The sequence below is a fragment of the Eubacterium album genome (assembly GCF_025336545.1).
Lineage (GTDB): Bacteria > Bacillota > Clostridia > Lachnospirales > Lachnospiraceae > Eubacterium_U > Eubacterium_U album.
The window spans coordinates 1-15054 of the sequence record NZ_JAODBU010000006.1 but is presented as its reverse complement, the minus strand read 5'-3'; the positions used below and the strand labels follow the sequence as shown (position 1 = coordinate 15054).

The 15054-nt window shown below is 29.7% G+C and carries 14 protein-coding genes and 1 tRNA gene; 10 read left to right on the top strand and 5 right to left on the bottom strand.

Annotated features, from left to right (window positions below):
* Positions 1–31: 31 nt before the first annotated feature.
* The 5 genes from jag to rpmH form a co-directional block, all read right to left on the bottom strand.
* Positions 32–655, bottom strand: a complete 624-nt coding sequence (gene jag, locus N5B56_RS06030; RefSeq protein WP_117910210.1) for an RNA-binding cell elongation regulator Jag/EloR — start codon at positions 653–655, stop codon at positions 32–34.
* 11 nt (positions 656–666) lie between these two features.
* A complete protein-coding gene (locus tag N5B56_RS06025) occupies positions 667–1923 on the bottom strand; it encodes a YidC/Oxa1 family membrane protein insertase (protein ID WP_022089466.1) in 1257 nt (418 codons plus the stop codon).
* Positions 1924–1933: 10 nt separating this feature from the next.
* Positions 1934–2170: a membrane protein insertion efficiency factor YidD gene (yidD, locus tag N5B56_RS06020; protein WP_022089467.1), complete on the bottom strand. Its 237-nt coding sequence runs from the start codon at positions 2168–2170 to the stop codon at positions 1934–1936.
* Positions 2171–2258: 88 nt separating this feature from the next.
* A complete protein-coding gene (gene rnpA / locus N5B56_RS06015; protein WP_022089468.1) occupies positions 2259–2606 on the bottom strand; it encodes a ribonuclease P protein component in 348 nt (115 codons plus the stop codon).
* Between the two features lie 49 nt (positions 2607–2655).
* Positions 2656–2799, bottom strand: a complete 144-nt coding sequence (rpmH, locus tag N5B56_RS06010) for a 50S ribosomal protein L34 (RefSeq protein WP_022089469.1) — start codon at positions 2797–2799, stop codon at positions 2656–2658.
* A gap of 516 nt (positions 2800–3315) precedes the next feature.
* Here rpmH and dnaA point away from each other — a divergent pair.
* From dnaA to N5B56_RS05960, 10 genes are all read left to right on the top strand, one after another.
* Positions 3316–4698 carry a chromosomal replication initiator protein DnaA gene (gene dnaA / locus N5B56_RS06005; RefSeq protein ID WP_022089470.1) on the top strand — a complete coding sequence of 461 codons (1383 nt, stop codon included), beginning with the start codon at positions 3316–3318 and terminating at the stop codon, positions 4696–4698.
* Between the two features lie 324 nt (positions 4699–5022).
* A complete protein-coding gene (gene dnaN, locus N5B56_RS06000; protein WP_022089471.1) occupies positions 5023–6135 on the top strand; it encodes a DNA polymerase III subunit beta in 1113 nt (370 codons plus the stop codon).
* Between the two features lie 17 nt (positions 6136–6152).
* Positions 6153–6359, top strand: coding sequence for an RNA-binding S4 domain-containing protein (locus N5B56_RS05995; protein ID WP_022089472.1), 207 nt, complete (start codon positions 6153–6155; stop codon positions 6357–6359).
* Positions 6359–7447, top strand: coding sequence for a DNA replication/repair protein RecF (gene recF, locus N5B56_RS05990; RefSeq protein WP_118565927.1), 1089 nt, complete (start codon positions 6359–6361; stop codon positions 7445–7447). The genes N5B56_RS05995 and recF overlap by 1 nt, the downstream gene beginning before the upstream one ends.
* Positions 7448–7463: 16 nt before the next feature.
* Complete coding sequence (gyrB, locus tag N5B56_RS05985) at positions 7464–9398, top strand: DNA topoisomerase (ATP-hydrolyzing) subunit B (protein ID WP_118565926.1); 1935 nt, start codon at positions 7464–7466, stop codon at positions 9396–9398.
* A 16-nt stretch (positions 9399–9414) separates the two neighbouring features.
* The gene (gyrA, locus tag N5B56_RS05980; protein WP_260978572.1) at positions 9415–11964 is read left to right on the top strand and encodes a DNA gyrase subunit A; all 2550 of its coding nucleotides are present in this window, start codon (positions 9415–9417) and stop codon (positions 11962–11964) included.
* Between the two features lie 154 nt (positions 11965–12118).
* Entirely contained in the window at positions 12119–12961 is an 843-nt protein-coding gene (locus N5B56_RS05975) for a fumarate hydratase (RefSeq protein WP_118565924.1), read from the top strand.
* Positions 12962–13078: 117 nt separating this feature from the next.
* On the top strand, positions 13079–13636 hold the full coding sequence (locus N5B56_RS05970; RefSeq protein ID WP_117910217.1) for a Fe-S-containing hydro-lyase: 558 nt from the start codon (positions 13079–13081) through the stop codon (positions 13634–13636).
* Entirely contained in the window at positions 13623–14348 is a 726-nt protein-coding gene (locus N5B56_RS05965; RefSeq protein WP_022089478.1) for a lysophospholipid acyltransferase family protein, read from the top strand. The genes N5B56_RS05970 and N5B56_RS05965 overlap by 14 nt, the downstream gene beginning before the upstream one ends.
* Positions 14349–14437: 89 nt before the next feature.
* Positions 14438–14525: transfer RNA gene (locus tag N5B56_RS05960), tRNA-Ser, on the top strand.
* The last annotated feature ends 529 nt before the right edge of the window (positions 14526–15054 follow it).

The window sequence follows — 15054 nt, the reverse complement described above, 5'->3', positions numbered from 1 at the left end:
TAACTGCTACGTTTACCTATGTTATATTTTATTATCTTTTTAAGATTACAACAACATGTCTGTATGGTTCTTCACCTTCACTCTTTGTTGTAACATATTTATCATTCTGTAATGCTGAATGAATAATTCTTCTTTCATATGGATTCATTGGCTCAAGAGATACCGGTTTCTTAATTCTCTTAACCTTAAATGCAATGTTTTTAGCAAGATTTTCAAGAGTAGCTTTTCTACGTTCTCTGTAGTTTTCTGTATCTAATTTTACTCTTAAATATTTTTCGCTTTCTTTATTAATAACGAGACTTACAAGATACTGTAATGAATCAAGAGTCTGCCCTCTTTTTCCAATAAGTATTCCCATATCATCTCCTACTAAATCAATATTTACAACACCATCTTCTTCGTTGATATCCATATTAATTTTTACAGTTAATTCCATTGCTTCAAAAACTTTTCCTAAAAATTCTCTTGCAATGTCTTCAATTGACTGATTTTTTCTAGCTTTAATGACTGCAGGCTTACTTCCTATTCCTAAGATTCCGTTACTGCCTTTGCTAATAACTTCATACTCTAACTTATCAGTTGTTGTTCCTAAATCAACACATGCATTAGTTAAAGCATCATCGATATTCTTTCCTGTATATTCCTTAAAATCCAACACTTTCACCTCTATTTTTTGTTTCTTTCATTAAAGTCATTTACCATATTTACTCTAGAACCAATGCTACCGTTCTTTTTCTTCATATTTTTCATTTTAGCTTCTTCAATTATCTTTTCTTTTTCTGCAAAAGATTTAGTTGAATTCGCTTTGCTTGAAACTGACTTTGTATTTGTAGATGCAGCCTTTAATACCTGTTCTCTATAAACACCGTTTTTCTCATTTCTAGCAATTCTCTTCTGTTCAGCTTTTTCCTTATTCTTTTCAATAATTTCGTTAACATCCATTTTCTTTAAATGCATATTAATAAATATCTGCTGAATCATCATAGCTGCTGAACTTGTTACCCAATAAATACCAATACCTGATGCAAACATATAACACATATAAACTGACATCAATGGCATCATAATATTCATCATTTTCATTGAACCGGCCATTGGATTATCCTGTGTATTTGTTGCTGCACTATTTAATTTCATTGATAATGTAACACTTAAGAACTGAGTTAAACCAGCTAATACAGGAATTAACAATACTAAAATAATAGGTAATCCTGCTTTAAGCATCTGTGATGGTGAATCACTTAAGTTATAACAAAAGAAATTGTTAATATTATGAATATGATCATAAGCTTTATCAACTACTGAACTATCAATAGTATCAACTAATTTACTTAAACTAAATCCATCAACTTTTAATGTTGCTCTGTTGTATCCTGACATAACATCAATACAATTATTAACCTGCTGTGTTGTTAAATCAGAAAATGAATCTACTTTATAAGTAAAGAATTCTTTAATCTGACTTCCATTCATATTTTGTAATATTGTCAAATAATAATCTTTAACAGAACTTACATATGCCGGAATATTCATAATAACTCTATATAAAGCTAAGATAATAGGCATTTGAATAAGTAACTGTAAACAACTTCCTGTAGGTGAAACACCATACTTATCATATACAGCCTTAATTTCTTCCTGCTGTGCAAGCTGTGATGCCTGATCAACTTTATTTTTATATTTTTTCTGAATTGCCTGAATTTCCGGATTCATTACTGAATTCAATTTTGAAAATTTCTGTTGCTTAATTGTACTTGGAAGCATTAACATTCTAATTACTACTGTAAAAACAATAATACATAATCCAATACTTTCAATTCCTATAGAAGAAAAAATAAAGTAAATTGCTTCAAGTATTTTTCCTAATATCCAAGCAAATGGCATTAATATACCACTCTGCTGTGTAGCTAATAATAATTCCAATTATTCCTCCTTAAGGCACAGGATCATAGCCCCCTTTAGAGAAATGGTTACACCTTAAAATTCTCTTTATGGCTAAAAACGATCCTTTTAAAGGTCCATATTTCTGTAAAGCTTCTATGGCATACTGAGAGCATGATGGTATAAATCTGCAACAAGGCGTAATTTTCATAGGTGAAATAAATTTTCTATAAAATTTTATACATCCTATAAGAATAAAATTTATACCTTTAGATAATTTCTTTATCATCTTCATATACCCTCCCATAAATGTACCATATAGAAGTTTTTTTCATTTTCAAGTTACAAACATATTCTAAAATGATAAAAAAGCTTATTTACATGCTTTTTTCATTTAGAATTCCATTGATTTTTCCTAAATGCAACAATGCACTTTCAATTTCTTTATATTTTCTGTCCTTTGCACTTTCACGTGCAATTACGACAATGTCCAAACCACTATTGAACATTTCTTTATTTAGTCTGTAGCTTTCCCTTATTAGACGTGTCAGATGATGTCTTATTACACTATTTCCTACTTTTTTACTTACTGATATTCCTAATCTGTTACTATCTAATTGGTTTTCAAGTACATACATAACTAAATATTTATTTGCCTTTGATTTTCCATTTTTATAAACATTTTGAAAATCTCTATTCTTTTTTAGCGAGTCATAACTATTCATTACAATACCTCTTTAAAATAAGAAAAGAAAAAGGCCACAAAACTGCGGCCTATGCTGACAATACTTTTCTTCCTTTTGCTCTTCTAGCTGCAAGAACTTTTCTTCCGCCTGCTGTGCTCATTCTTGATCTAAAACCATGAACTTTTGATCTCTGTCTCTTTTTTGGCTGATATGTCATTTTACCCTTATGCATTCCGATACACCTCCTTACGCACTATAATAAAACATCATTTCAATTATAATGGCAAGTTAATTTTACGTCAAGCATTTTATTTTTTGTTAATTTTTATTATTTTTTTGATTTACTTTACATAACATTTGCGGGTAATTAACACCAGTTATCAACATTTTATTAATAAAAAGTTAATAACTCACATTATTTTTTCCTTTTACCTCCCATTTATTCACACTTTTATAAGTTATTAACATTAATAACTTTTTTTATTAATAAAATTATTGTTATTTTTTGTCGAATTATTTGTAAACCTATTTTTTATTTTATGTAAACTTATTACAAAAATTTTTCGTTATTTTTCCACAAAATCTTTTTTCTCTATTTTACATCAAAATTTTTACACGTTTATTAGTTTCTTCTTTATTATATATAAGTTGAAAACATTTTTGTTTTTTGCTATTATAATTATGTGTGTAATTTTGCGCATTTTTTTACTTTTAGAAGTTTATTTTATAAAAAATAGGAGAATTATTTATGTATTCTACATTGATTGAAAAATGGCCTGAGATTCTCAATACGTTTAAACAGGATTACGATATTTCTGATGTTTCCTTCAAAACATGGATAAAACCATTGCAGGTTAAATCTTTTGAAGACAATGTCGTAACTTTAGTTTATCAGGGTGAAACTGAGATGCTTGGTCTTCAATATATAAAGAAAAAATACCAGATTCCATTAAAAGTAACTATTGAAGAAATTATGAAAATGGAACTTGAACTTCAGTTTGTTTTACCATCTGACATTAAAGATGAACCAAGTGAAACCGAAGAACATATTACAATTAATGAATCAGCTTCACTTACAAGCAGAATTGCTGAAGCTAATTTAAATAGTAAATATACTTTTGATACATTTGTTGTAGGCTCTAACAATATTTTAGCCCACGACACATCTCTTGCAGTTGCTGAGTCTCCAGGTGGAATCTACAATCCTTTATTTATCTATGGAGGTGTAGGTCTTGGTAAAACCCACCTTATGCAATCAATTGGTCATTTTGTATTAAATAAAAATCCTAACGCTAAGGTTTTATATACTACAAGTGAATCTTTTACTAATGAACTTATTGAAACACTACGTAATAAAAGCGGTAATCAACAGGAAATGTCTGATTTTAGAGCAAAATATCGAAATGTAGATGTTTTACTTATTGATGATATACAGTTTCTTCAGAAAAAGGAAAGTACTCAGGAAGAATTTTTCCATACTTTCCAGTATTTGTATATGCATAAAAAAGCCATTGTTATTAGTTCAGATAGAAAGCCTAAGGACTTAGAAGGACTTGAAGACAGATTGGTTAACAGGTTTGAATCTGGATTAACAGTAGATATCCAAAGTCCTAATTATGAAACAAGAATGGCAATTTTGAAAAAGAAAGTTGAAGTTGAAGGTATAGATATACCTAATGACGTATTAGATTACATTTCAACAAATGTTATTTTCAATATTCGTGAACTTGAAGGCTCATTAACTAAGATTATTGCTTTTAGTAAAATCAGCAATCAGACTATTGATTTAGATTTTGCTAAAGATGTTCTTAAGGATTATATTTCACCTGAAGAAGATAACACAATAACATGTAAAAAAATTATCGAAGTAGTTGCTGATCATTTTGGAATTTCACCTAATGATTTAGCTTCTAAGAAGCGTTCTAAAGAAATAGCATATGCCAGACAGGTATGCATGTACATTTGTAAAACGCTTACCGATGAGACAAATAAGAAAATTGGATTAGCTCTTCATAAAGACAATCCATCTACCGTAATATATGGAGTTAATCAGATAAAAGAAGAAATGGCAAGAGACATAAATACTAAAAATATGGTGGAAGTTATTATTAAAAAGCTTAATACGAAGTGAAGTTATTAACATTTTTGTATTAATAACTACTATTTTGATGTTAATAACTATATTTTCAGTATTAAAATGTTATTAATATATTGTTAATATCCTACTTTTATATTTTTAAGCTATTAACATTTTTTATTAACAATATCCTCAAAATGTTAATAGTTTTTAAAATTATTCATTTGTTATTAATGCAGCCTTTTCTTTTATACATGGGGCTTAGAACTAGTTTTTAACTTATTAACATCCCCTATATACTACTGCTACTAATTATTATTTATTTATTTATATAAATTTATACATTTTTCAACACTTACACATAAAGGAGATTTTACAATGAAACTTATTTGCAAAAAAAATGATTTACTTTCAGGAGTTAACATTACTATGAAAGCCGTATCCTCAAAAACTACTATGTCTATATTAGAATGTTTTCTTATTGACGCTACTGAGGGAAAAATTAAAATGACTGCTAATGATATGGAACTTGGCATTGAAACGGTTGTCCAAGGTGAAATTATTGAACCGGGTAGTGTAGCTATAGAAGCTAAATTATTTTCAGAAATTATAAGAAAACTTCCTGATAATGATGTAGTTATTGATGTTGATAATGAATATAAAGCAAACATTACATGTGAAAATGCCAAATTTAACATTATAGGTAGAGATGGAGATGATTTTTCTTATTTACCTGAAATAAAAAAGGAAAAAAGTATTAGTATTTCACAGTTTTCATTAAAAGAAGTTATAAGACAGACAATATTCTCAATTGATGACAAAAATAATAATAAACTTATGACAGGAGAACTTTTTGAAATATCAGGTAATAATTTAAAAGTTGTTGCATTGGATGGTCATAGAATAGCTATAAGAAATATTGAATTAAATGCTGAATATGAAGATATTAAAGTTGTTGTTCCTGGAAAAACTTTAAATGAAATAAGCAAAATTTTAAATGGTGGAGTTGATGATATTGTTAATATTTATTTCACAACAAACCATATATTATTTGAATTTGATAATACACTTGTTGTTTCAAGATTAATTGAAGGCGAATATTTTAAGATAAATCAGATGCTTTCAAGTGATTATGAAACTAAGGTTGTAATTAATAAAAGAGAAATGCTTGATTGTATTGATAGAGCAACACTTCTTATTAAAGAAGGCGATAAGAAACCTATTATTATTACAATTAAGGATGGAGTAATGGAATTTAAGATTAATTCTTTCATTGGTTCTATGGATGAAGAAATTTACATTCAAAAAGAAGGAAAAGATATGATGATTGGTTTTAATCCAAGATTCTTAATAGATACATTAAAGGTTATAGATGAAGAACAGATAAATATATATTATGTAAACCCTAAATCACCATGTTTTATAAGAGATGATGAAGGAAAATATATTTACTTAATTCTTCCTGTTAACTTTTCAGTAGCAAATAATTAGTTTAGGAATAGAAAAAAATGGAAAAAATAAAAATAAAAGATGATTATATTAAGTTAGGTCAGGCATTAAAATTAGCAGGACTTGTTAGTTCAGGTATTGATGCAAAGTTTGTTGTTCAGGATGGACAAGTAAAGGTAAATGGAGAAGTTGATACCAGAAGAGGAAAGAAACTTGTACCTGGAGATACTTTTGAATTTGATGGTACAATTGTAGAAGTAGAATAATGGTTATTGAAAAATTAAATCTTTGTAATTATAGAAACTATGAAACATTAGATTTAAACGTTGATTCTAAAACTAATATTTTATATGGTGACAACGCACAGGGAAAAACAAATATTCTTGAAGCTATATATATATGTAGCACAACGAAATCTCACAGAGGTGGGAAAGATAAAGAAGTTATAAAATTTGGATGTGATGATGCACATATAAAAATATATATTAACAAAAAGAATAAAGAATATCGAATTGATATTCATTTGAAAAAAAATAAGTCTAAAGGAATTGCTATAAATGGAATTCCTATAAAAAAAGCAAGTGAATTATTTGGGATATTTAATGTTGTATTCTTTTCACCGGAGGATTTAAATATTATTAAAAATGGTCCATCCGAGAGAAGAAGGTTTATAGATTTGGAGTTATGTCAACTAGATAAATTATATGTTTATAATTTGCTAAATTACAATAAGATATTAAATCAAAGAAATAAACTATTAAAGGATTTATATTTTAAGCCTGATTTAGAGGAAACTTTGGACGTATGGGATTTACAACTTGCTAAATATGGAAGTGAAGTTATTAAACGTCGAAGTGAATTTGTAAAAAAAATAAACGAAATAATAAATCCAATTCACAAAAAAATTACAGATAACAAAGAAAATATAATAGTTAAATATGATAAAAACTGCGATGAATTAGAGTTATATAATCAACTTGTTTTAACAAGAGAAAAAGATAAAAAGTATAAGACTACAAATGTTGGACCACATAGGGATGACTTAAGTTTTTATTATGATGATATGAATGTAAGAATTTACGGAAGTCAGGGACAACAAAGAACTGCAGCTTTATCTTTAAAACTGGCTGAAATTGAAATAGTAAAAAGCATAATACATGATACACCGGTATTGTTGTTAGACGATGTATTATCGGAATTAGATTCAAAAAGGCAGAATGAGTTATTAAATAGTTTAGAAAACGTACAGACAATTATAACTTGTACGGGTTTAGATGAATTTATAGAAAACAGATTTAAAATTAACAAAATATTTAAAGTAAAAGAAGGAAAAGTTTTTGAAAAAACTATTTAACTGAAAGGAGTTACTAATGGGTAACAATACAAATGTAGAAAATGAATATGGTGCAGACCAAATACAGATTCTTGAAGGACTTGAAGCGGTACGTAAAAGACCTGGTATGTATATTGGAACAACATCAACAAGAGGTCTTCATCATTTAGTTTATGAAATAGTTGATAATGCTGTTGATGAAGCTTTAGCAGGTTATTGTAGTGAAATTGATGTACAGATTAACAAAGATAATTCTATTACAGTAAAGGATAATGGACGAGGAATTCCTGTTGGAATTAATGAAAAAACAGGTTTGCCTGCAGTACAGGTTGTATTTACAGTACTTCATGCCGGAGGAAAATTTGGTGGTGGAGGATACAAAGTATCCGGTGGATTACATGGTGTAGGTGCATCTGTAGTTAACGCCTTATCACAGTGGTTAGAAGTTAAAGTATGTAGAGAAGGAAAAATCCATTATCAGAAATATGAATATGGACATGTTGTAAGTGAATTAAAAGTTATAGGTGAATGTGATTCTGATTTTACAGGAACAGAAGTTACATTCTTACCGGATAATACAATTTTTGAAGATACTGTTTATCAGTTTAAGGTGTTAGAGGAAAGATTAAGAGAGACAGCTTTCCTTACTAAGAATTTAAAAATTATTTTAAGAGATGTAAGAGAAGAAGAACCAAAAGAAGAAATATTCCATTATGAAGGTGGTATAAAAGAATTTGTAAGTTATCTTAATGAAGGAAAGACTGCTTTATATGATGACATTTTATATTGTGAAGGAGCAGTAAATAATGTTTATGTTGAAGTTGCTCTTCAGCATAACGATGGATATAACGAAAATACAATAAGTTTTGTTAATAACATTAACACTCCTGAAGGTGGAACACAGGTTGAAGGCTTTAAAAGAGCACTTACAAAAACTTTTAATAGTTATGCAAGAACTAAAAAAGTATTAAAAGATAATGAAGAAAATCTTTCAGGTGAAGATATAAGAGAAGGTCTTACTGCTATAATTAGTGTTAAAATCGAGGATCCACAGTTTGAAGGACAGACAAAACAAAAATTAGGAAATAGTGAAGCACGTGCTGCTGTGGAAAATGTTATGAGTGAACAGTTAACATATTTCCTTGAACAGAATCCAAATGTAGGAAAGATTATATGCGAAAAGGCTGTTTTAGCACAAAGAGCAAGATTTGCAGCAAGAAATGCAAGAGAAGCTACAAGAAGAAAAACAGCTTTAGATGTAGCTGCTTTACCGGGAAAATTAGCTGATTGTTCAGATAAAGATCCAAAGAAATGTGAAATTTTCATAGTCGAAGGAGATTCCGCCGGTGGTTCAGCTAAAAAAGCAAGAACAAGAGCAACACAGGCTATTCTTCCTTTAAGAGGAAAGATTTTAAATGTAGAAAAAGCCAGAATAGATAAAATTATGGCAAATGCAGAAATAAGAGCAATGATAACAGCGTTTGGAACAGGAATTCAGGATGATTTTGATATATCAAAATTGAGATATGATAAAATTATTATCATGACTGATGCCGATGTTGACGGAGCTCATATTGATACACTTATGCTTACATTTTTCTATAGATTTATGCCTGAGTTAATAAAAGATGGACATGTATATTTAGCAATGCCACCACTTTATCAGGTAACAAGAAACAAAAAAAATTATTATGCCTATAATGATGATGAGTTAAATAAAATACTTACAGAAATAGGTCGTGATAATCAGAATAAAATTCAGCGTTATAAAGGTCTTGGTGAAATGGATGCGAGCCAGTTATGGGAAACAACAATGGATCCTAACACAAGAATATTGAAACAGGTTAAAATTGACGATGAAACAATAACTGAAATAGATAAGACATTTACAACTCTTATGGGTGATGAAGTAGAACCAAGAAGAGAGTTCATAGAAGCAAATGCAAAATTTGTTCAGAACTTAGATGTATAGGAGGATGCTATAAATAATGGATGACAAGATATTTGACAGAATACATGAAGTAGATTTAAAAAGTACAATGGAGACCTCTTATATTGATTATGCCATGAGCGTAATTGCAGCAAGAGCATTACCGGATGTAAGAGATGGACTTAAGCCGGTACAAAGAAGAGTTCTTTATTCAATGGTTGAATTAAATAATGGACCTGATAAGCCACATAGAAAATGTGCCCGTATTGTTGGTGATACAATGGGTAAATTCCATCCACACGGCGATAGCTCAATTTATGGAGCTTTAGTAAACATGGCCCAGGAATGGAATACAAGATATCCATTAGTTGATGGACATGGAAACTTTGGCTCAGAAGATGGTGATGGCGCAGCTGCAATGCGTTATACAGAAGCACGTTTAAGCAAAATATCTACAGAAATGATAGCAGATATTAACAAAGACACAGTAGAATTTGTACCAAACTTTGATGAAACAGAAAAAGAACCTACAGTTTTACCATCAAGATATCCTAACTTATTAGTAAATGGTACAAGCGGTATTGCAGTAGGTATGGCTACAAATATACCACCACACAATCTTGGTGAATCGATTGATGCAATTGTAAAAATAATTGACAATCAGGTAGAAGAAAATAGAGCAACAGATTTGGATGAAATCATGGAAATTATAAAAGGACCTGATTTCCCAACTGGAGCAAATATACTTGGAACTAAAGGAATAAGTGAAGCATATCGTACAGGTAGAGGAAAAATAAAGGTAAGAGCAACTACAGAAATTGAGACTTTGGATAATGGAAAAAGCAGAATTATAGTTACTGAGCTTCCATATATGGTAAACAAAGCAAAATTAGTAGAAAAAATAGCTGAATTACATAAAGAAAAAAGAATAGAAGGAATTTCTGACTTAAGAGATGAATCTGACCAGGATGGTACAAGAGTAGTAATCGAAGTTAAGAGAGATGCTAATGCAAATGTAATATTAAATCAGTTATATAAACATACACAAATGCAGGATACATTTGGTGTTATCATGCTTGCTTTAGTAAATGGCGAACCAAAAGTCTTAAATTTATTAGAGGTATTAACATGCTACTTAGATCATCAGAAAGATGTAGTTACAAGAAGAACACGTTATGAACTTAATAAAGCTGAAGAAAGAGCTCACATAATTAAAGGTTTATTCATTGCATTAGATAATATTGATGAAGTAATTAAAATAATAAGAGCTTCAAGAAATACAGCAGAAGCAAAGAAAGCATTAATGGAAAGATTTACATTGTCTGAAGCACAGTCACAGGCAATTGTAGATATGAGACTTCGTCAGTTAACAGGTTTAGCAAGAGAAGATTTACAGGCTGAATATGATGATTTAATGGCAAAAATTGCATTCTACAAAGGAATTCTTGAAGACGAAAATAAATTATTAGGAGTAATCAAGGATGAAATCTTAGTAATAAAAGAAAAATATGCTGATGAAAGAAGAACAACAATTGGAATAGACTTAGAAGATTTGTCAGATGAAGACTTAATTCCAAGACGTGATACTGTTGTAACCATAACAAATTTAGGATACATCAAACGTATGACAACGGATAACTTCAAAGCACAAAACCGTGGCGGAAAAGGAATAAAGGGTATGAATACCATAGATAATGACTTTATAAAGAATTTATTTATGACAAATACTCACCATTATATTATGTTCTTTACAAATACAGGACGAGTATACAAATTAAAATGTTATGAAATTCCGGAAGCAAGTAGAACAGCAAGAGGAATGGCAATAATTAATTTACTACAGCTTCAGCCAGGTGAAAAAGTAACAACAATGGTTCATTTTGATGATTTTGATGAAGATAGAAATCTCATTATGGCAACAAAGAAGGGAACAATTAAGAAGACACCGTTAAGTGCATATATGAATATAAGAAAAACAGGTATTCAGGCAATAACACTTAGAGACGATGATGAATTAATTGAAGTAAAAGTATCTGATTGTGAACAAAATGTATTAATGTTAACAAAGAAAGGTCAGGCAATAAAATTTGCTGAAAAGGATATAAGAGAAACAGGAAGATCAGCAATGGGTGTAAAAGGTATTACACTTAGAAATGGAGATGAAGTTGTAGCAATGCAGCTTGAAACACAGGGCGAATATATAACTTTCGTTTCAGCAAATGGATATGGTAAGAGAAACAGATTTACAGACTTTAAACTACAGAACCGTGGTGGAAAAGGTGTAAAATGTTATAACATTACTGATAAGACAGGAGAAGTAGTGGGCGTAAAAGCAGTCAATGATGGAAATGAAATTATGCTTATTACAAATCAGGGAATTATAATAAGAATAAAAGTTGATGACATTTCAGTACTAGGAAGAGTTACATCAGGTGTTAAATTAATGAACACAGGTGAAAAAGAAGATATAATTGTTGCAAGTATAACAAAAGTAAAAGAAAGTGTTACTTTAGCAGATGAAGAAGCAAGAAGATTAGAAGAATTGCAGGAAGATAATGAAATCGATGAAATAGAATCTGAAGGCATAGATGAAGAAACACAGGAATAATAAAGAACAGTGTGATTGACAGGTGAGAGAAACTAGGTTTTTCTCACCTGTATTAACAATAACTAAAAATACTAATACAAATTAACACAGTAAAGATTGATAAAACACATAAATTATTAATAAGTTTTAAAATAAACAGGGAGGTTATTAATAAATGAGAGAAATAGATGCTCAGTTACTGACAAAAAATATTAAGGAAATGTGTATAGAAGCAAATCATTACCTATCAGATGATATGAAAAAGGTATTTGACAATGCCCGTAATAATGAAAAATCACCATTAGGAAAACAAATATTAGAGCAGTTAGATGAAAATTTAAAAATAGCAAGAGAAGATATGATACCAATTTGTCAGGACACAGGGATGGCAGTCGTATTTGTTAAAATTGGACAAGATGTACATATAACAGGAGCAAATATAGAAGATGCAATAAATGAAGGCGTTCGTCAGGGCTATGTAGAAGGGTATCTAAGAAAATCAGTTGTTAATGACCCAATAATAAGAAAAAATACAAAAGATAATACACCGGCTGTAATTCATTATGAAATCGTTCCGGGAGAAAATATAACAATAACAGTTGCACCAAAAGGATTTGGAAGCGAAAATATGAGCAGAGTATTTATGCTTAAACCAGCTGATGGAATAGAAGGAGTAAAGAATGCAGTGTTAACTGCAGTAAGGGATGCAGGACCAAATGCATGCCCACCTATGGTAGTTGGTGTAGGTATAGGTGGTACATTCGAAAAATGTGCATATCTTGCAAAAAAGGCATTGGCAAGAGAAGCAGATAGTAGTTCAGATATAGAATATGTAAGCAAATTAGAAAATGAATTATTAGACAAAATAAATAAAATGGGAATTGGACCTGGAGGTTTGGGAGGAACACAGACAGCATTAGCAGTAAATGTGGAGACATACCCAACCCATATAGCAGGATTACCTGTAGCTATAAATATATGTTGTCATGTAAACAGACACGTAACAAGAACAATCTAAAATTAAAAGACTAAATAAAAAGATAATTGTTACACATCACGGTCTAGTTTATCTTTATTTACGCCATTGTAGCACTTATTTATTACTAAAATAAATTTATTGTATTAGGAGAAAAACATGGATAGAAAAATAACAGCCCCATTTGATAAAAAAATATCACAGGAATTAAAAGCAGGAGATTATGTTTATATTACAGGAACTATATATACAGCCAGAGATGCAGCACATAAAAGAATGGATGAAGCATTAAAAAAGGGAGAAAAACTTCCGTTTGATGTAGAAAATAATGTTATTTATTATATGGGACCATCTCCAGCAAGAGAAGGACGACCAATTGGATCAGCAGGACCAACTACAGCAAGCAGAATGGATAAATATGCACCAAAACTTTTAGACAAAGGTTTAATTGGAATGATTGGTAAAGGTAAACGAACAGAAGAAGTAAAAGAAGCAATTGTAAGAAATAAAGCAGTATATTTTGCAGCAATAGGTGGTGCAGGAGCTCTTTTATCAAAATGCATAAAGAAAAGTGAAGTTATAGCATATGATGATTTAGGCACAGAATCTATAAGAAAACTTGAAGTAGAAAATTTGCCGGTTATAGTTGTAATTGACTGTGAAGGAAATAATTTATATGAAATAGCAATAAAGGAGTATTGTAGTGAAGATAAATAGAATTGCATATATGGTTATGAGAAGATTTTATTATATACCTTCAATGATGCATGACATAGTATCAGCAGAAAATAGTAAAAAATACACATTTGAAGAAAGATATAATAAAGTAAGAAATGTAATCAAAAATGTAAACAAATTTGGTCATGTAAAAATAAGATGTACAGGAACTGAAAATATACCTAAAGAAAATGGCTATATATTATTTCCAAACCATCAAGGATTATTTGACTTCTTATTAATAGTAGAAACACATGACAATCCAGTGTCAGTTGTAATGAGAAGTAATTTAGAAAATGTAATATTGTTAAAACAGGTTAGAAAAGCATTAGATGGCAAATTAATTGACAGAGATGATGTAAGACAGGCAATTGGAATAATAAATGAGATGAAAGATGAGGTTTCTAAAGGTAAAAATTTTGTTATATTCCCAGAGGGAACAAGAAGTAAAGATGGAAACAATCCGGGACCGTTTAAAGGAGGAACTTTTAAAAGTGCAATGAAAGCAAAAGCTCCAATAGTACCTGTAGCATTAATAGATTCGTTTAAACCATTTGATACTCCTGGAACAAGTGAAGTATGTGTTCAAATTCATTACTTAAAGCCAATAAAATATGAAGAATACAAAGATATGAATACAACTCAGGTAGCTGATATGGTTAGAACAAGAATAATAGAAAAAATAAAGAAAGAAGAAAAAGTAAAATTCTAGAAAGTATTTGACAAATAAAAGATGCTATACTATAATAAATTTTGCACTGCTAAATTGTGCAAATTAAATAACTGATATGAATCAGGCAAGGAGAAGTACTCAAGTGGCTGAAGAGGTGCCCCTGCTAAGGGTATAGGCCGTTTACGCGGCGCGAGGGTTCAAATCCCTCCTTCTCCGGTAAAAAAGAATCTGTTAATGATTCTTTTTTTTTGCAAATTATTAATTGCTATATTTAATAAAGTTTAATGCCAATCTATCTATATTATATATTTACCTATATTGAAATTAAATGTATTAACTATATTAACCTATGTTTAAATCAGTTATAAACATAATATAGATAAAATGGTAAATAGAGTAAAATAAATAGGATTTGTACATTGCGTATAATAACTTGGAAAATGTAAATACCGAAATATACGTTCAAAATTTTATTTAGATTTATTAAAAAATGTGTTGACATTACTTAATAAAAGTGTTAATATAATTTTCGCCCGCTAAAAGGCGGGCAAATAAAAATAAAAAAATACTTGACAAGTGATGATTATTAATGATAGAATTAAGAAACTGTCACTTATGATAGTAATAAAACAAGAACATTGATAATTGAACAGCAACCATCCCTGAAAATGAATAAAAGATTTTCAGTGAACGTCATCAGAAATGATGAATTCCAAAACAACAGTAATTGATGGAAGAATGGCTA